Annotated in this window: 16 protein-coding genes; 8 read left to right on the forward strand and 8 right to left on the reverse strand. The window is 31.4% G+C overall.

All coding sequences use genetic code 11. The features are described from left to right. Window positions 1–33 precede the first annotated feature (33 nt). Entirely contained in the window at window positions 34–1,305 is a 1,272-nt protein-coding gene (gene glyA, locus AX016_RS14105) for a serine hydroxymethyltransferase (RefSeq protein ID WP_100896221.1), read from the reverse strand. Between the two features lie 111 nt (window positions 1,306–1,416). Between glyA and fahA the strand changes: the two genes are divergently transcribed. Both fahA and AX016_RS14115 read left to right on the forward strand, forming a co-directional pair. Beyond that, window positions 1,417–2,700: a fumarylacetoacetase gene (gene fahA, locus AX016_RS14110; protein WP_100896222.1), complete on the forward strand. Its 1,284-nt coding sequence runs from the start codon at window positions 1,417–1,419 to the stop codon at window positions 2,698–2,700. A 218-nt stretch (window positions 2,701–2,918) separates the two neighbouring features. Then, the gene (locus AX016_RS14115) at window positions 2,919–4,103 is read left to right on the forward strand and encodes a hypothetical protein (protein ID WP_100896223.1); all 1,185 of its coding nucleotides are present in this window, start codon (window positions 2,919–2,921) and stop codon (window positions 4,101–4,103) included. Between the two features lie 53 nt (window positions 4,104–4,156). Here the strand turns inward: AX016_RS14115 and ytxJ are convergent, their stop codons facing one another. Next, window positions 4,157–4,549: a bacillithiol system redox-active protein YtxJ gene (ytxJ, locus tag AX016_RS14120; protein ID WP_100896224.1), complete on the reverse strand. Its 393-nt coding sequence runs from the start codon at window positions 4,547–4,549 to the stop codon at window positions 4,157–4,159. A gap of 167 nt (window positions 4,550–4,716) precedes the next feature. Here ytxJ and clpB point away from each other — a divergent pair, with 167 nt between their 5' ends. The 3 genes from clpB (at window position 4,717) to AX016_RS14135 (ending at window position 8,651) form a co-directional block, all read left to right on the forward strand. Next, window positions 4,717–7,305 (forward strand): ATP-dependent chaperone ClpB, encoded by a 2,589-nt coding sequence (gene clpB / locus AX016_RS14125; protein ID WP_100896225.1) that lies wholly within the window; start codon window positions 4,717–4,719, stop codon window positions 7,303–7,305. Window positions 7,306–7,405: 100 nt separating this feature from the next. Beyond that, on the forward strand, window positions 7,406–8,002 hold the full coding sequence (locus tag AX016_RS14130) for a TetR/AcrR family transcriptional regulator (protein ID WP_100896226.1): 597 nt from the start codon (window positions 7,406–7,408) through the stop codon (window positions 8,000–8,002). Window positions 8,003–8,105: 103 nt separating this feature from the next. Further along, window positions 8,106–8,651 carry a histidine phosphatase family protein gene (locus tag AX016_RS14135; RefSeq protein WP_100896227.1) on the forward strand — a complete coding sequence of 182 codons (546 nt, stop codon included), beginning with the start codon at window positions 8,106–8,108 and terminating at the stop codon, window positions 8,649–8,651. On the opposite strand, the gene AX016_RS14140 is transcribed toward AX016_RS14135, so the two are convergent. Continuing rightward, window positions 8,638–9,375, reverse strand: a complete 738-nt coding sequence (locus AX016_RS14140) for a DUF6503 family protein (RefSeq protein WP_232732633.1) — start codon at window positions 9,373–9,375, stop codon at window positions 8,638–8,640. The two genes, AX016_RS14135 and AX016_RS14140, sit on opposite strands and share 14 nt — an antisense overlap. Before the next feature lie 85 nt (window positions 9,376–9,460). On the opposite strand from AX016_RS14140, the gene smpB reads away from it, so the two are divergent. After that, a complete protein-coding gene (smpB, locus tag AX016_RS14145; protein ID WP_198519469.1) occupies window positions 9,461–9,922 on the forward strand; it encodes an SsrA-binding protein SmpB in 462 nt (153 codons plus the stop codon). Here the strand turns inward: smpB and AX016_RS14150 are convergent. Beyond that, window positions 9,919–10,560, reverse strand: a complete 642-nt coding sequence (locus tag AX016_RS14150) for a protein-L-isoaspartate(D-aspartate) O-methyltransferase (RefSeq protein WP_100896229.1) — start codon at window positions 10,558–10,560, stop codon at window positions 9,919–9,921. The genes smpB and AX016_RS14150 overlap by 4 nt on opposite strands. 173 nt (window positions 10,561–10,733) lie before the next feature. On the opposite strand from AX016_RS14150, the gene AX016_RS14155 reads away from it, so the two are divergent. Both AX016_RS14155 and AX016_RS14160 read left to right on the forward strand, forming a co-directional pair. After that, window positions 10,734–11,312, forward strand: coding sequence for a PhnA domain-containing protein (locus AX016_RS14155; protein ID WP_100896230.1), 579 nt, complete (start codon window positions 10,734–10,736; stop codon window positions 11,310–11,312). A gap of 31 nt (window positions 11,313–11,343) precedes the next feature. Further along, on the forward strand, window positions 11,344–12,084 hold the full coding sequence (locus AX016_RS14160) for a tyrosine-protein phosphatase (protein ID WP_100896231.1): 741 nt from the start codon (window positions 11,344–11,346) through the stop codon (window positions 12,082–12,084). A gap of 52 nt (window positions 12,085–12,136) precedes the next feature. Here AX016_RS14160 and AX016_RS14165 read toward each other — a convergent pair whose 3' ends face one another. The 4 genes from AX016_RS14165 to AX016_RS14180 are packed head-to-tail and all read right to left on the reverse strand — an operon-like array spanning window position 12,137 to window position 18,407. Continuing rightward, a complete protein-coding gene (locus AX016_RS14165) occupies window positions 12,137–14,512 on the reverse strand; it encodes a GumC family protein (protein WP_100896232.1) in 2,376 nt (791 codons plus the stop codon). Between the two features lie 33 nt (window positions 14,513–14,545). After that, window positions 14,546–15,334 carry a polysaccharide biosynthesis/export family protein gene (locus tag AX016_RS14170; RefSeq protein ID WP_100896233.1) on the reverse strand — a complete coding sequence of 263 codons (789 nt, stop codon included), beginning with the start codon at window positions 15,332–15,334 and terminating at the stop codon, window positions 14,546–14,548. A gap of 17 nt (window positions 15,335–15,351) precedes the next feature. Further along, the gene (locus AX016_RS14175; RefSeq protein ID WP_100896234.1) at window positions 15,352–17,283 is read right to left on the reverse strand and encodes a polysaccharide biosynthesis protein; all 1,932 of its coding nucleotides are present in this window, start codon (window positions 17,281–17,283) and stop codon (window positions 15,352–15,354) included. After that, entirely contained in the window at window positions 17,280–18,407 is a 1,128-nt protein-coding gene (locus AX016_RS14180; RefSeq protein ID WP_100896235.1) for a DegT/DnrJ/EryC1/StrS family aminotransferase, read from the reverse strand. Before AX016_RS14180 ends, AX016_RS14175 begins: the two co-directional genes overlap by 4 nt. Window positions 18,408–18,429: the final 22 nt, after the last annotated feature.

The following is an 18,429-nucleotide window of genomic DNA, read 5'->3' on the forward strand; positions in this document are numbered from 1 at the left end:
TTCCATTTATTTAACGGTTTTTTATTTAAAATATTAATTAAACAATGCTCTACCTTCCATTAGAGCATTTACTTTATCTCTAACATTTAAAATAACCTCTTCATCTTCTGGGCTATTAATTACGGCATCTACAAAGTCTACAATAGTTTGCATATCTGCTTCTTTTAAACCACGTGTTGTAATAGCTGCAGTTCCAAAACGGATACCAGATGTTACAAAAGGAGATTTATCATCAAAAGGAACCATATTTTTATTTGCGGTAATGTCTGCTTTTACCAAAGCATTTTCTGCATCCTTACCAGTAATATTTTTATTTCTAAGATCTATAAGCATCATATGGTTATCTGTACCACCAGATATAATTTTATAATCTTTTTTAACAAATGCTGCGGCCATAGCTGCTGCATTTTTCTTTACCTGAATCATATAATGTAAATACTCATCAGTTAACGCCTCTCCAAAAGCTACTGCTTTTGCGGCAATAATATGCTCTAAAGGTCCGCCTTGGTTCCCTGGAAAAACTGCCAAATCTAATAAAGCAGACATTTTACGCAAGTTTCCGTTTTTAAGCTTAATTCCAAATGGGTTTTCAAAATCTTTCCCCATCATAATCATACCTCCTCTTGGACCACGTAATGTTTTGTGCGTAGTTGTTGTAACAATATGGCAATGTGGCATAGGATCATTTAAAATACCTTTAGCAATTAAACCAGCTGGATGAGAGATATCTGCTAACAACAAAGCACCAACACTATCTGCAATTACTCTAAAACGCTCAAAGTCTATATCTCTAGAGTAAGCAGAAGCACCAGCAATAATCATTTTTGGTTTTTCTTTAGTAGCTATCTCTTGTATTTTATCATAATTTAAAACTCCTGTTTCTTCCTCTACTCCGTAAAAAACTGGGTTATACAAACGACCAGAAAAGTTTACTGGAGAACCGTGAGTTAAGTGTCCACCGTGAGACAAATCAAAACCTAAAATAGTATCTCCTGGTTTTAAACAAGCGTGGTATACAGATGCATTTGCTTGTGAACCAGAGTGTGGCTGTACGTTTACATATTCTGCACCAAAAAGCTCTTTAGCTCTATCAATAGCTAATTGCTCTACTTCATCTACAACCTCACAACCACCATAATAACGCTTTCCAGGATAACCTTCTGCATATTTATTGGTAAGCACAGAGCCTGCAGCTTCCATAACTTGTGGACTCGTAAAATTCTCTGAAGCTATTAATTCTATTCCTTCTAATTGACGTTCTTTTTCGTCATTAATTAAATCAAAAATTTGGTTATCGCGTTGCATAGATATTTTATTGCGTTAATAAAGTGTAAAAATACAAATTGCGATTCTTTAATCAGAAGAAAATAATATATTTGAAAAGAAATTTATCAAAAAAAAATTAACACGTACAATATGCCTATAAAAACTAACGATCCTTCAAAAAAATCTTGGATTTCTGTTGATTCTACTTCAGATTTTCCAATTCAGAATATTCCTTTTGGTGTATTTTTAACTAGGGAAGATATTATTACCATAGGTACTCGTATAGGAAACTATGCTATAGATTTAGGTGCATTGCACCAATTAGGGTATTTTGATGGTATACCGTTAACAGATGATATATTTTTACAAGATTCTTTAAATGATTTTATATCAGACGGAAAAAAAACTTGGCGTTTAGTTCGTAACAGAATTAGCGAAATATTTGATATAAATAATACAGCATTACAGAACAACGAAGAGCACAAAAAAATTGTGTTATTTACTATGGACGAAGTAGAAATGCAACTACCAGTTCAAATTGGTGATTACACAGATTTTTACTCTAGTAAAGAACACGCTACTAATATTGGTACAATGTTTAGAGATCCTAACAATGCATTGTTACCTAACTGGCTGCATATACCTGTTGGTTACCACGGTAGAAGCTCTACAATTATACCAAGCGGAACTCCTGTACATAGACCTAACGGGCAAACATTACCAAAAGGAGCAGAAACACCTGTATTTGGACCTTCTAAACTAGTAGATTTTGAATTAGAAACAGCTTTTATTACTACTGATGCTAACCTTTTGGGTGAGGCAATACCTGTAAACGAAGCTGAAGACTATATTTTTGGAATGGTTGTTTTTAACGACTGGAGTGCCAGAGATATTCAAAAATGGGAATATGTACCACTAGGGCCATTTTTAGCTAAAAACTTTGCTTCTTCAATCTCTCCTTGGATTGTTACTCTAGATGCTTTAGAACCTTTTAGAACCGCTAGTCCTGTACAAGAACCTAAGCCACTACCCTATTTACAGCAAACAGGAGAAAAGTCTTTTGACATTAATTTAGAGGTAGATATTACACCAGAAAATGGTGAACCAACAACAGTATCTAAATCTAATTTTAAGTATATGTATTGGACAATGGCACAACAACTTGCACACCACACAGTAAATGGTTGTAAAGTTAATAGTGGAGATATGATGGGGAGTGGTACAATTTCTGGTCCTACACCAGATTCTTACGGCTCTATGCTAGAACTATCTTGGCAAGGAACTAAGCCTGTAAAATTAACCAACGGAGAAACTAGAAAGTTTATACAAGATAATGATACAGTTACCTTAAGAGGTTACTGTGAAAATAACGGTGTACGTATTGGTTTTGGAGAAGTTTCTACAAAATTACTACCTGCTATTCCTTTAAAATAAAATAGCTCAACTTTTAAAAAATTCCCTTTATAAGGGAATTTTTTTTGCCTAATAATTATACTATAAATCAAAATAGTAGACAATAAGTTTAGTCTTACAAGAAAAATAAAAAGGTTAAAACCCCTTGTAAAATATACTATTAAGCAGCATACGGCGTTTGCTCTTTTGTATATTGGCACGACTATTGAAAATGTACCTACAATATTAAACCAAATGTTATGAAAAAAATTCTACTATTAACCGCAGTATCTATTTTTTTAGCCTCTTGTAGCGGAGTTAAAAAAACACAAGAAGCTATTAATACAGGTAATTACTTATCTGTAATACAAACATCTGTTAAGAACTTAGCAGCCAACAAAACTAAAAAAAGCAATCAGCCATATATAAGCTTGTTAGAAGATGCTTTTAAAAAAAATACAGATAGAGAATTAAATCAAATTGAGTTTTATAAAAAAGATGGTAATGCTTCTAATTACGAGCATATTTTTAATGCTTACAATCGTCTTAAAAATATTCAAGAGCAAATTAAGCCACTATTACCTTTAAGAATTATAGAGGAGAATAGAAATGCTAATTTTACCATAACTAATTATGATGATAAAATTTTATCATCTAAAAAGCAACTAGCAGAGTATTTGTACAATAATGCTAGTAACTTACTTGCAAATGCCGTAAACAAAGATGATTACAGAAGAGCTTATGATGATTTTAATTATTTAAATGAATTAAGTCCTAACTATGCTGACACTAGGTTAAAGATTGAAGAGGCTCACAACAAAGGCATAGACTATATTAAAGTTAAACTTGTAAATAGTACAGATAAAATTATACCTGTACGTTTAGAGGACGACCTATTAAACTTTAATACTTATGGTTTAAATGATTTATGGACGGCATACCACACACAACCTATAAACAATGTAGTGTATGATTATGAGATGAAAGTTGATTTTAGAGAAATTAATATTTCACCAGAACAAATTAGAGAAAAAGAGCTAGTTAAAGAATCACAAATAAAAGATGGTTATAAATATGTATTAGATGAAGATGGACAAGTTGTTTTAGATGAAGATGGAAACAAAGTAAAAACAGATAAGTTTAAAACTGTTAGATGTAACTTTTATCAATTTACACAATCTAAATCTGCACAAGTAACCGGTGTGGTTAGCTTTACAGACTTAAACACAAAACAACAAGTAAATACTTACCCATTAGCTAGTGAGTTTATTTTTGAACACAATTACGCTAATTATAGAGGTGATAAAAGAGCTTTAACAAGTGATTTAATTTCTATGTTAAGTTTAAAATCTGTACAATTTCCAAGCAATGAACAAATGGTTTATGATGCCGGAGAAAGTTTAAAAGCTAATTTAAAAAACATTATAACTAGACATAAATTCTAACATTTAAAATTTACAAACAACAAAAAAGCCCTTGCAATTGCAAGGGCTTTTTTTTAAATATACTTTTCAAAATCTAGTTCAGAAATACTACCGTGAGATGCATTAGCAACTGCAACACCATTTTTTATAACTAATAATTGTGGTGATTGGTGAATAACTTGAAACTTATAACCTGTTTCATTAGACACCTCTCTGTATTGCAACAAGTCTAAATAATACAAATCTGCCTGCTCCTCTGTAAAATTATACGTATCTCTAAACATCTTAATTACCATACGGCTAATACCACAAGTAGTAGAGTGTTTAAAAATAATTTGAGTTTTGGTTTTAGATTTTTCTTCAATCTCTTGCAATTGTGCAACTGTAGTTAAGGGTATCCAAGGCAATTGTTTTTCCTCTTTTTTATTTTCATCCTTACTTCCAAATATACCTTTAAATAATCCCATTTTATTCTTAATTTTATAGTTAAGTCGATGCAAAGCTACAACCTTACAACTGACTATTTGTCTTGCGAAAACAAGTAATAACAGCCATTTTGTCCGTCTTATCGCTTTGGTAAGATAATTGACTTTAATCTTGTAAAAATACTAATACTATAAAAAATACAACATATATGAACATTAATAATTTTACAATAAAATCTCAAGAGTCTTTGCAGCAAGCGCAATTGCTAGCACAGGAACTTGGGAATCAGCAAATAGAAAACGAACATTTATTTAAAGCTTTAATTAAAGTTGATGAAAACGTAATGCCTTTCATCTTAAAAAAATTAAATGTAAATGTTGCACTATTAACACAGATTGTAGACAAAGAACTACAAAGTTTACCTAAAGTAACTGGCGCAGATATTATGATGTCTCGTGAAGCTGGTAAAACAATTAACGAAGCAATTATTGTTGCTAAAAAAATGAATGATGAGTATGTATCTACAGAACACCTACTCTTAGCCATTTTTAAATCTAAAAGTAAAATATCTCAAATCTTAAAAGACCAAGGAGTAACAGAAAAAGATTTAAATGCTGCAATAACAGAATTAAGAAACGGAAACAATGTAACATCTCAAAGTGCAGAAGAAAACTATAATTCTTTAGAGAAATACGCTAAAAACCTAAACAGACTAGCAGATGAGGGCAAATTAGACCCTGTAATTGGTCGTGATGAAGAAATTAGACGCGTACTACAAATTTTATCTCGTAGAACAAAAAATAACCCTATGCTAGTTGGTGAACCAGGCGTTGGTAAAACAGCCATTGCAGAAGGTATTGCACACCGTATTATACAAGGTGATATTCCTGATAATTTAAAAGACAAAATAATTTATTCTTTAGATATGGGAGCCCTAATTGCTGGTGCAAAATACAAGGGTGAGTTTGAAGAACGCTTGAAATCTGTAATTAAAGAAGTTACAAGTGCAGACGGACAAATTGTGCTGTTTATTGATGAAATACACACATTAGTAGGTGCTGGTGGCGGAGACGGAGCTATGGATGCCGCTAACATACTTAAACCTGCATTAGCTCGTGGAGAATTACGTGCTATTGGCGCCACTACTTTAGATGAATATCAAAAGTATTTTGAAAAAGATAAAGCACTAGAGCGTAGGTTTCAAAAAGTAATAGTAGACGAGCCAAGCACAGAAAGCTCTATCTCTATTTTACGTGGTATTAAAGAAAAATATGAGGCTCACCATAAAGTACGTATTAAAGATGAAGCTGTTATTGGAGCCGTAGAACTATCTCAACGTTACATTACCAATCGTTTTTTACCAGATAAAGCAATAGATTTAATGGATGAAGCTGCCGCTAAATTGCGAATGGAAATTAATTCTAAACCAGAAGAATTAGATGTTCTTGATCGTAAAATAATGCAATTAGAAATTGAGATTGAAGCCATTAAAAGAGAAGACGATAAAGACAAACTAAAAATACTTAACGTAGACCTTGCAAATATTAAAGAAGAACGTAATGAAATTTTTGCAAAGTGGGATAGCGAAAAAACTGTTGTAGATAACATACAGCAAGTAAAACAAGATATAGAAAACTATAAGTTAGAAGCAGAACGTGCAGAACGTAATGGAGATTATGGTAAAGTAGCAGAAATACGTTATGGTAAAATTAAAGAGTCGCAAGAAGCTTTAGATAAATTACAAAACACCTTAGCAGAACAACAAAGTAACGGTACTTTAATACAAGAAGAGGTTACATATGAGGATATTGCAGATGTAGTTGCAAAATGGACAGGTATTCCGGTAACTAAAATGCTACAAAGCGAAAGAGAAAAGTTACTAGACCTTGAGTCTGTTTTACACAAACGTGTAGTTGGACAAGAAGAAGCTATAGAGGCAGTATCTGACGCCATTAGAAGAAGTAGGTCTGGTTTGCAAGATGCAAAACGCCCAATTGGCTCGTTCTTATTTTTAGGTACAACAGGTGTTGGTAAAACAGAACTTGCTAAAACTCTTGCCTCTTATTTGTTTGATGACGAAAATGCATTAACCAGAATAGATATGAGTGAGTACCAAGAAAGACACTCTGTAAGTAGATTAGTTGGTGCACCTCCAGGTTATGTTGGTTATGATGAAGGCGGACAGTTAACTGAGGCTGTAAGACGCAGACCTTATTCGGTAATTTTATTAGATGAAATTGAAAAAGCACACCCAGATACTTTTAATATTTTATTACAAGTGTTAGATGAAGGTAGATTAACAGACAACAAAGGTCGTGTTGCAGATTTTAAAAATACCATTATTATAATGACAAGTAATATGGGTAGCGCTATAATACAAGAAAGTTTTGATACGCACAAAGATGCTGTAAAAGCAACAGAAGCTGCTAAAACAGACGTATTAGGTTTGTTAAAAGCAAACATTAGACCAGAGTTTTTAAATAGGATAGATGATATTGTAATGTTTACACCATTATCTAAAGACAATATAACTCAAATTGTACGTTTGCAATTAAATGCTCTTAAAAAACTAGTAGCAGAACAAAACATAACTATTGACGCTACAGATGAAGCTATTGCATTTTTAGCTAAAAAAGGATATGATCCACAGTATGGAGCAAGACCAGTTAAGCGAATTATACAAAAAGAAGTATTAAACAATTTATCTAAAGAAATATTATCTGGCAAAGTAACTACAGACAGTATTGTTTTAATAGATAGTTTTGATGATAAATTGGTGTTTAGAAACAATAATTAATATAATTTAACAAGAATAGTAAAAAAAGCTTCCTTTAAGGGGCTTTTTTTATGGTTCTATTTTATAGATTTTATATATTCGTAGAAACAACAAAGAGCATATGTCCACCAAGGCAGAAAAAACCAAAGAATTTATCATTAAAACTTCTGCGCCAATATTTAGCAAACAAGGCTATGTTGGTACAAGTATGAGTGATATTACCAAAGCAACCAACCTCACAAAAGGGGCTTTATATGGTAATTTTAAAAATAAAGAAGAAATTGCTCTAGCTTGTTTTGAGTACAACACCAATAAACTTTTAACAAAAATAGACGAACGCTTAAATATAGACGGCACTTCTTTAGATAAAATATACAGCTTAACTAGTTTTTACAGGCAGTATGCTGTATTTACTTTAGATATGGGAGGATGCCCCATAATAAATGTTGGTGTAGATGCTGAGTATAATAATAAAATACTATCCAGTGCAGCCAAAGAAATTGTACGCACTATAGAAGGTAAAATTGCTGCTGTGTTAGAAAATGGTGTTAATAACAACGAATTAAAGTTACCTGTTACTCCTTTACAATTTGCAAAACAATTATATACAATGCTACAAGGCTCTGTGGCAATGGCTACCATTACACAAGATCGCAAGTATCTTTTAAATACAGTTAACTATATTAATCACTTAATAGAAAAGGAAGTTAAGTTATAAGTTTTCTTTTTTCTTGATAATAAAAGGCAGCATAAATTATATACTTTTTTGGCTAAAATTTAGTTATTGTATATACAACAACATCAAAAAAAATATTACATAAATGAAATTTTTAAAACCAACACTTTTAATATTACTTTTTTCAGTAATACTTGCTTGTAAAAATGATAAAAATGGCGCTTCTAATGAAGAAGCTAATAATACAGTTTCTACCTTCTATTTTATAAGACACGCAGAAAAAGATAGGTCGGACCAAGAAAACCAAGATCCAGAATTAGCCCAAGAAGGCTTAGGAAGGTCTATTTTTTGGGCTAAGGTTTTTGAGCCAATTGCTCTAGATGCCATCTATTCTACAGACTACCAAAGAACACAAATGACAGCGGCACCTACATCTGTACAAAAAAATATTTCTGTTACAAGTTATGATCCTTCAACCATAGAACCACAGCAATTTGTAACTGATAATTACGGTAAAAAAGTTTTAGTAGTTGGCCACAGTAACACTGTACCAAAGTTTGTAAATGCAATTATTGGTGAAGAAAAATTTGAACAAATAGATGATTATGACAACAGCGGCTTATTTATAGTAACAATAATTGGTACACAAGCCACTGCTGTAAAACTTAACTTAGATATTAGTAGACAATAATATTATCTAGTTCAATTTTAGATAATAATTCCAACTCATTGTTTTGGAACATTTTATCAATCTCTAAAATATTCATAGACTCGGTTTTAGGTTTGTAATTTTCATAATCTACAAATCTAATTCCGTTTACATAACGTTCGTTATAAGCAACTCTAAAACGCATACCTCCATCATTAACATAAAACTTGTACGCTAAATAGTCTGGTTTAGTAGTTTCTTTATTAAACCAATACAAGTAGGTATCCTCAAAATCATCACCTCCGTTTTCCTCACTAAAAGTTATTTTTACCTTATAGTATTGCTTTTCTTTAATAGTAACTTCTCCTAAAAATTCTTTTTTAACAGCTGCATCATTTAAACCATAAGGCAAAAGAGCAAAGTAAAAAACAGAGTTAATAGCATTATCAAACTTAACAGCCATAGAATCTGGCACGCTAACCAAACTATCATTTACTAAACGTGTTAACTTAGCTGATTTAATATCTGTAATAGTAGAAGAATCTTGTTTAAAAATACGCTTCATTATTCTACCACCGTTGTCTTGCAATAAAACATACTTTTTGTTTCTAAAATCAAAAGATATATTTTTAGTTTTATACAAACTGTCGCCTGTAGTTTTAATTGCATTGTCAACAATAGACTGCGCTGTTACTTCTTGTTTCTTTTCATTCTTACAAGCCGAAATTACAATCAGCAATAAGAAAAACATACTTTTTTTAATCATAAAATAAAATCTTTAGTGCATTAGTTGTAATGCTTTTAAAATCTTTACAAAGTTGGTTTAAAATATTCTATTTTTGCAGTCTATGATGCAGAAAAAAATCAATATTAAAAATAAAAGAGCTAGGTTTGAGTATGAGCTGTTAGATACTTATACAGCAGGCTTAGTTTTGTCTGGTACAGAAATAAAATCTATAAGAGAAGGTAAAGCAGCTATTACAGAAAGCTTTTGTGAATTTAATGACAGAGGAGAACTTTTTATAATTAATATGCAGGTTGATGAGTACTCTCACGGATCTCACTACAATCACCAACCAAAAGCATCTAGAAAATTATTACTAAATAAAGGAGAGCTTAAAAAACTTGAAAAAGAAGTTAAAAATACAGGATTAACTATAGTACCGTTAAATTTATTTTTAAATGACAGAGGTTTGGCTAAAATTAACATTGCATTAGCCAAAGGTAAAAAACTGCATGATAAAAGAGACTCTATAAAAGATAGAGACAATAAACGAGACTTAGACCGTATAAAAAAGAGCTTTAATAATTAGTTTTTATTCTCTAACAGCGGTACAAATTTAAAAGAACCAAATTCTTGTTTCTCAAATTCTAAATCGGATTTACGCACAAATAAAGTCATTATTTGGTCTTCTACTCCTACAGGTATCACCAACCTACCTCCTATTTTCAATTGTGCTAGTAATGGCTTAGGAACTATTGGCGCGCCAGCAGTAACAATAATACCATCAAAAGGAGCTTCTTCTGGGTAACCTTTATAACCATCTCCTAAAATTGCCTTTTTAGGCCTAATTCCCATTTTAGGGAAAAACAGCTTATTTTTTTTAAATAATTGAGATTGCCTTTCTATAGTAAATACACGAGCACCTAACTGTAATAAAACAGCAGTTTGGTATCCACTTCCTGTTCCTATTTCTAAAATAACATCATTAGGCTTTACCTCTAATAATTGTGATTGAAAAGCAACTGTGTAGGGCTGAGAAATAGTTTGCTCTGCACCTATAGGAAATGCTTTGTCTTGGTAAGCATGATCCTCAAAACTACTATCTAAAAACAAGTGTCTAGGAACCTTTTTTATAGCTTCAATAACCTTTGTATCTGTAATACCTTTTGCTACTAAAGTGTTAGCCAAAAGATTACGTTTACCACGATGTTTTAAGGTATCTTTCAAAAGAGAATATTGGTTTAGTTTGAGCTACAAATTTAAGAATAAAAAGAAGATTTTATAGTAAAAACCAACTGTAGATATAAAATTAAAATTAGGTTTAATTAAAGTAATCAACATAGCAAGCCTAGTAGAAAGATTATATGTATTTTTGGCAATAATTAATAAAAAAATACCTAATGAGCATTGAAAGAGAATTAAGTAAAAGAAGCCAAAACAAATGCGAACTTTGCTCCAATGAAGAAAACTTAAAAGCTTACCAAGTTTCACCTACAAAAAATGGAGATTTACAAGATACAATATTTGCGTGCAACACGTGTATCACACAAATTGAAGATCCAGAACAAACAGACCCTAATCACTGGAGATGTTTAAATGATAGTATGTGGAGTGAACAAATACCTGTACAGATTATTGCTTGGCGTATGCTAAACAGATTACGTAAAGAAGGTTGGCCACAAGATCTTTTAGATATGATGTATTTAGATGATGATAATTTAGAATGGGCAAAAGCTACAGGTGAAGGTGAAGATCCTGAAGATAAAATAATACACAGAGATAGTAATGGTGTTATTATTAATGCAGGTGATAGCGTAGTGCTTATTAAAGATTTACCTGTAAAAGGCTCTAGTATGGTTGCTAAAAGAGGTACTGCCGTACGTAGAGTATCTTTAGATCATGAAAATGCAGAGTACATAGAAGGTAAAGTAGACGGGCAACAAATTGTGATTATTACTAAGTACGTAAAAAAGATATAAGTACTAACAAATACTAAAGTACAAGCAAATAATGTTTCATTTTTTTAGTAAAAAATATTTTTTAGTCGATTATTTAGAAGGCTGCACAGACATACACAACCATATTTTACCAGGTATAGATGATGGTGCAAAAACACCAGATGAATCTTTAGAAATATTAGATGGCTTTAGTGACTTTGGAGTAACCAACTTTATATGCTCACCTCATATAATGAGTGGGTACTACCCTAATAATCCGCATACTATAGCTTCTTCTTTAGCTGTATTAAAGAATGAATTAAAAAATAAAAATAAAACAGGTTTTACTATAGATGCAGCCGCAGAACATATGGTAGATCCTTATTTTGAAGAGCTTATAGCAACTAAAGAATATATGCCTCTAAAGAAAGATTTTATACTAATTGAAATGTCTTTTTTACAAGAATCAATAAACTTTAAAGAAGCTGTACAAAAATTAAATAAAATACCGTTGTCTCCTATCTTAGCCCATCCAGAACGCTATGCATTTGCACATAACAGATTTAAAGATTACAATTATTATAAGGAGCTTGGTACATTTTTTCAATTAAACCTATTGTCTTTGTGTAATTATTATGGTCCAGATGTACACAAAACAGCTTTAAAGTTATTAGATAGCAAAATGTATAACTTTATTGGGTCAGACATACATAACATTAGACAATTAAAAGTCCTAAAGGAGATTAAACTTCCGCTTAAAACAATAGAGTTGTTAAAACCTATTATAGAAAATACCAACTACAATTTTGGTTAAAAAAAAAGTCCCAGTTAAAACTGGGACTTTTTTTATGTTAATTAATGTGCACTTATTTTTTAAATATATGCCACCATCTTTTTTTATTAATTCCATAACCATAGCCATATTTACCTCCGTAGCCTAAATCAGATTCAGGAACATCATTAACAATAAAACTCAGGTTATTAATTTTACCCTCTTCTTTTAAATGAATTGGGTGCTGAATTACTTTATTTTCTGTAGAACCAGCTCTAGTAACATATAGTAACTGATCTGCATACTTACTAATTAATAAGGTATCTGTAACTACAACCATAGGAGCTGTATCTACAATAACATAGTCATATTGCTCTGATACTTCATCTAATAAAGTTTTCATTTTATCACTCATTAATAATTCTGCTGGGTTTGGCGGAATTTTACCTGAATAGATAATATCTAACTCTGTTTCACCATGCACAGTAGACTTAACAATATCTTGTATTTTAATGTTAGATGTTAAGTACTCTGTTAAACCTATGTTTTTTGTACGCTTATTTCCTTTTTCTTCAGATGGATCAAAAAACGTATACAGTTTAGGATTTCTAATGTCAGCACCTATCAATAATACTTTCTTATCTGTATTTGCAAAAATAAGAGCTAAGTTAGATGCTATAAAAGTTTTACCTTCTCCTGAAACACTAGAACTTAAATAAATAATATTATTCTTTTTACCATTGCTCTTTTTAGTATGCATCAAATAATCAATATTTGTTCGCAAAATCCTAAAAGATTCTGCCTGCACAGATCTATCGTTCTTTTTAACTAAACTTGGTTTTTTACCCAAACTTGGTATCTCAGCTAAAACAGGAATAGAACCAACTAACTTTTCTAAGTCTAATTTGTTATGAATTTTATTATCTAATAAATCACTAACATAAATAAACCCAAAAGGAATAAATAGACTTGCTACAATTGCTAACAAATAAATATTTCTTTTAACAGGGTAAACAGGTCCATAACCATAGTTATACGCATTATCTATAGTTTTTAATTTTGGCGTAGCTGAAGCAAAAGCTATTTGAGACTCTTCTCTTCTTTGCAATAAAAACAAATAAATACCCTCAATACTATTTTGCTTTCTGGCTATATCTGTTAACTTTCTTTGGTTTATAGGAGAGGTGTATAATTTAGATCTAAACTGACTCACTTGTTTACTTAAATTATTAACCTGTAATCCTAAGGCATTTTTAGTACTAGATAAACTAGAAGCTACCCCTTGTTTTATACCTGCCAATTGGCTATTTAACGCAAGAACTGCAGGGTTATTTGCACTAGCATTTTTCAATAAATTTTTTCTCGTAATAACCAGTTCATTGTACTTATTTACAGCACTTGATATAGAAGGGTCTTGCATTACACCAGTTGGCAACACATCAAAACCTCCCTGGTTATCAACCTGATCTTTCATAGCATCAACAATTCCTAACTGTATCCTAGCACTTTCTAGCTCTTGACTACTAGAAGTACTCATACTATAATTTAAACTAGTTTCACCTTGAATATCTGATACACCCTTCTGACTTTTAAAATCCTGAGCTTCCTGATCGTAACTAGAAAGATTAGAGGCTATAACTTTAATTCTTTCATCTATAAAGTTAGATGTTTTGTCAGCTATCGCCTTTCTAGAGTCTAGTGCATTTTTATTAGATATTCTTATCAATTCATTTAAAATATCTTTTGCTTTTTGCTGATCATTATCTGTTAAACGTAAATCTAGCATTTTAGACCCTTTTTCTGTAGGTTCTATACTTACTTTAGCTCTGTAACCTTCTGCTATTATCTCAACAGGTAAAACAACCACCTTAAATTTTCTTCCTTTGTAATTTTTAACATCTTTAAAAGAAGGTGTTATTACAATATCACCTGCAGCTGTTTTAACTTTAGAACCAAATGTATACTTTTCTACGTTTGATTCTTCTGTTTTAGAAAAACCAAATTTTTCTTCAGATATATAATTAATATAAAAAGAGAAGTTTGCTTTATCTACAATAGAGTCTTGCTCTAAAAAATTAAATGTAAATGGAGGTTTTTTATAGACTTCTGTTTCTAAAATTCTACCCTCTGTATATACCTTTACATTTAGATCTAAGTTTTTAACTACTTCAATAAAGTTAGATCTTGATTTTATAGACAATATTTCATCTAACACTTCTACATCACTGTCTGAAGAAAAGCCACCCATATCTTTTAAAACACTCAATTCACTTTTAGATCCTTCTTCAGATAAAATTTGAATTTTAGCTATTGCGGAGTATTGCGGCGTTGAATAGCGTAAATAGATAAAAGCTAATGCCAGTGCCAAAAACATTGAAAGTGCAAACCACTTCCAATTTTTGGTGTAATTTTTAATTATTTCTTTTATATCAATACCACTTTTAGTACTGCTTGTAGAATTTAAATCCATAAAATTTAATCAATTATTTATGATTACTGTATTTTAGTTTCTTAACAAAACAACCACTGTAGTTGTTAGTGTTAATAATAAAGAAGCTACAGATAATGTTAAAGCTCTATTACCAGATTTAGATTCATTAACCTTAGACTTGTTTGGCTCTACATAAATTACGTCATTTTGTGTAAGGTAATATACAGGAGAATTTAAAACCTCTTTTCTTGTTAAATCTATACGCGTAGACACTTTTGTGCCATTAAAATCTCGCATTACTAAAACATTGGTTCTGTTACCAGTAATATCTAAATCACCAGCCAAGCCTAAAGCCTGTAAAATTGTTATACGCTGCCCCGGTATGTAGTATGTACCTGGAGTTCTAACCTGTCCTAAAACAGTAACATTAAAACCGTCTAAAGCCACAAGTACTTGCGGATCTTTTAAAAGACCTCCATCTATTAATTTACTTCTTATAGACGCTTTAACTTCTGGTATAGACATTCCTAATACTTTTTGTGATCCCAAGACCGGTAATGTAATATTACCATCTACATCAACTAAATAATAAGTCATTCCTGCAGACTCTTGCTCTCCACTAGCAGTTACACCAGTAGACATGTTAAAAGGAGCACTTGCAATTGGGTTTTCACTTGTAATATTTAAAGCTACTTTATCTCCTACTTTCAACCTTGGAGTATATGTTTCTGTGTCTACCATTGTTTCAAACGCAGATAAGTTTTGAAAATAAACTACATCCTTTTTAGATGCACAAGAAATAGTCATTACAATAGCAAGTAATGGAATAGACTTTTTTAATATAGATTTAACGGTTTTCATATTCTAGTTTTACTAAGTTAGTTAATGTTTGTTAGTATTTTATTCTCTTTAGTTACAGCAAGCTCCTTATCTATTTCACATAAATCTGAATTACTAGAAATAAACTCTGGCACTATTTGCTTCATTAAGTTTACAGTATTTGGTTTAAAAAACATATTATTAATACACAACTCATCAATTAAAGAGCGTGTTTTAATATAATCTAATTCTCTCACCTTGCTTATCATAATTTTTTTATGATACGTTGGCATTGTATTTTCCCCGTTGGCTAACAACTCTTCGTACAGCTTTTCACCAGGTCTTAAACCCGTAATTTTTATATCCATTTCTTCTGGATACTTTAAACCACAAAGCTTAATCATATTTTTAGCTAGATCAAATATTTTAACAGATTTACCCATATCAAATATAAAAATCTCTCCACCTTCTCCCATTGCACCTGCCTCTAAAACTAATTGAGATGCTTCAGGAATAGTCATAAAAAAACGAGTTACATCTTTATGAGTTACCGTTAAGGGACCTCCCTTGTCTATTTGTTTTTTAAACAATGGAATTACAGAACCATTAGAACCAAGTACATTACCAAAACGAGTTGTAATAAACTTTGTCTTCTTTTCTTGTTGCATACAACTAATATACATTTCTGCAATACGCTTAGTACCTCCCATTACATTAGTAGGGTTAACAGCTTTATCTGTAGATACAAAAACAAACTTATCTACATTGTGTTGTACAGATAAATCTGCCAAAACTTTAGTACCAGCTACATTAATTTTTATAGCCTCATAAGAGTTGTATTCCATCAAAGGCACATGTTTATATGCTGCTGCATGAAACACAATATTAGGCTTATGCTCGCTAAAAATATGATTTAATCTATTTTTATCTCTAATATCGCCTACAATAGGAAAAAAGTTATGGTATCCATTTTGTTTTAATTCTTGCTGTAGGTCATACAAGGCAGACTCTGCCTGATCTATAACTATTAAAGCTTTGTAGTTATACTTGCATATTTGCCTAACTAACTCACTACCAATAGACCCTGCACCGCCAGTAACCACAACAACTTTATCCTTTAACTCATCAGAGATTTTAGAATTTTCAATGTTAATTGGTGCTCTATCTAGTAAATCTTCAATCTGTACTTGCTTAATCTGAGAAAATTTAAGCTCACCGTTGATCCAATCTTCAACTGGAGGTACAATTTTCACCTTAACAGGATAATCTACCATACCCTCAACCAACTCTCTAAGTGCAGTTGGGTTAATATTCTGAATTGAAAAAATTACCTCAGATATATCATTGCTTACTAAAAATTGCTCGTTTAATTCACTTTTAGCGTAAACAATAACTCCGTTTATACTTTTTCCTACTTTTTTATTGTTATTATCTACATAACCAACAACTTTTACATTAGATTTAGAATGGTTAGTTATTGCACTGTGAGTTATAATACCAGATTCTCCTGCTCCGTAAATTAAAACTCTTTTTGTATTATGTAGACTTTTATTTACAATAGTGTTATACATTGCTTTAAACAAGTATCTAGATGCAGATAATGCTAAAAAAGCAATTAAACTATGTACAATAATAATTTGTAAAGGGATGGTAGTCCAGCTAAAAACATCTAATTTTTTATTCGCTAAAACTAGTAATATCATTAAAATACTAGATAAACATATAGCATTAAAAATATTATAAACATCTTTTACACCAGTATGCCTAACTACTCCTTTATAAGAACCAGTTATTAAAAAGGCTAAAGCTGCAACTACAGCCACTATTGGTATTTGAAAAGGCAACTGGGCAACATCAAACTCTAGTGTTAAGTTGTATCTTATTAAATACGATAGTATAAAAGCTACTACCATAATTACAACATCTATTGCTAAAACTAGCCATTTAGAGGCATACCTAGTAACATTATTATTTAAGTAATTCTTAATCATAAAAACTGAGACTTAATTTTATCTACTACTCTTTGCAAGTCTTTTTGTTCTAAATTAGATCCGCTAGGCAAACATAACCCTTTTTCAAAAAGATCCTCTGAAGTTCCATCCATATAACTAGCACTAGCGTTAAAAACAGGTTGTAAGTGCATTGGTTTCCACAACGGACGAGACTCTATGTTTTCATCCAATAATGCTAATCTAACTTTTTCTCTAATTTCAAAAGACGGCAACAAAATACAGCTTAACCATCTATTAGAATAGAAGCCATCTGGCTCATTTAAAAATTCGATTTCATTTATTGTATGTAAATTATCATAATAAAATTGATAATTAGCTCTTCTGGCCGCTACTCTATCATTTAGCACTAACATTTGCCCACGACCAATACCTGCCAGTACATTACTCATTCTATAATTATAGCCAACAACACTATGTTGGTAATGCGGTGCATCCTCCCTTGCCTGTGTAGCTAAAAAAACTGCTTTATTTTTAATTGCCTCGTCTTTTGTTACTAATGCTCCACCACCAGATGTAGTTATTATTTTATTTCCATTAAAAGATAAAATACCAATTGCACCAAAACTTCCACATTGTACACCATTATGCGTACTTCCAAAAGCTTCTGCACTATCTTCTACAACAGGTATATTAAACTCTTTTGCTACAGCAGATATTTCATTAACTTTATACGGCATACCATACAAATGTACAGCTACAATTGCCTTAGGCTTTTTACCCTTAACAATTCTATCTTGAATAGCCTTCTTTAATAATACAGGAGACATATTCCATGTATCTTTTTCACTATCTATAAAAACCGGATTAGCTCCTAAGTATTTAATAGGATTGGCCGACGCTGAAAAAGTGAATGTTTGGCATAATACTTCGTCACCAGCACCTACTCCTAAAATTTCCAACGCTAAATGTATAGCTCCTGTACCAGAGCTTAGAGCAGCTACGTGTACATTATTATCTATATAATTTGCAATATCATTTTCAAATGAAGTTACATTTGGTCCAAGTGGTGCAATCCAATTGGTATCAAAAGCTTCTTTTACAAATTTTTGCTCATCGCCTCCCATGTGCGGAGAAGACAACCATATTTTACTTTGTTCTGGCATAGTGTTTATTAACTGGTATTAC

Origin of the sequence: Cellulophaga sp. RHA19, from assembly GCF_002813425.1 — a bacterium.
Lineage (GTDB): Bacteria > Bacteroidota > Bacteroidia > Flavobacteriales > Flavobacteriaceae > Cellulophaga.

Coding starts and splice junctions, on each gene's coding strand:
- glyA (WP_100896221.1), bottom strand. CDS start 1,305: ATGCAACGCGATAACCAAATTTTTGATTTAATTAATGACGAAAAAGAA.
- fahA (WP_100896222.1), top strand. CDS start 1,417: ATGCCTATAAAAACTAACGATCCTTCAAAAAAATCTTGGATTTCTGTT.
- AX016_RS14115 (WP_100896223.1), top strand. CDS start 2,919: ATGAAAAAAATTCTACTATTAACCGCAGTATCTATTTTTTTAGCCTCT.
- ytxJ (WP_100896224.1), bottom strand. CDS start 4,549: ATGGGATTATTTAAAGGTATATTTGGAAGTAAGGATGAAAATAAAAAA.
- clpB (WP_100896225.1), top strand. CDS start 4,717: ATGAACATTAATAATTTTACAATAAAATCTCAAGAGTCTTTGCAGCAA.
- AX016_RS14130 (WP_100896226.1), top strand. CDS start 7,406: ATGTCCACCAAGGCAGAAAAAACCAAAGAATTTATCATTAAAACTTCT.
- AX016_RS14135 (WP_100896227.1), top strand. CDS start 8,106: ATGAAATTTTTAAAACCAACACTTTTAATATTACTTTTTTCAGTAATA.
- AX016_RS14140 (WP_232732633.1), bottom strand. CDS start 9,375: ATGATTAAAAAAAGTATGTTTTTCTTATTGCTGATTGTAATTTCGGCT.
- smpB (WP_198519469.1), top strand. CDS start 9,461: ATGCAGAAAAAAATCAATATTAAAAATAAAAGAGCTAGGTTTGAGTAT.
- AX016_RS14155 (WP_100896230.1), top strand. CDS start 10,734: ATGAGCATTGAAAGAGAATTAAGTAAAAGAAGCCAAAACAAATGCGAA.
- AX016_RS14160 (WP_100896231.1), top strand. CDS start 11,344: ATGTTTCATTTTTTTAGTAAAAAATATTTTTTAGTCGATTATTTAGAA.
- AX016_RS14165 (WP_100896232.1), bottom strand. CDS start 14,512: ATGGATTTAAATTCTACAAGCAGTACTAAAAGTGGTATTGATATAAAA.
- AX016_RS14170 (WP_100896233.1), bottom strand. CDS start 15,334: ATGAAAACCGTTAAATCTATATTAAAAAAGTCTATTCCATTACTTGCT.
- AX016_RS14175 (WP_100896234.1), bottom strand. CDS start 17,283: ATGATTAAGAATTACTTAAATAATAATGTTACTAGGTATGCCTCTAAA.
- AX016_RS14180 (WP_100896235.1), bottom strand. CDS start 18,407: ATGCCAGAACAAAGTAAAATATGGTTGTCTTCTCCGCACATGGGAGGC.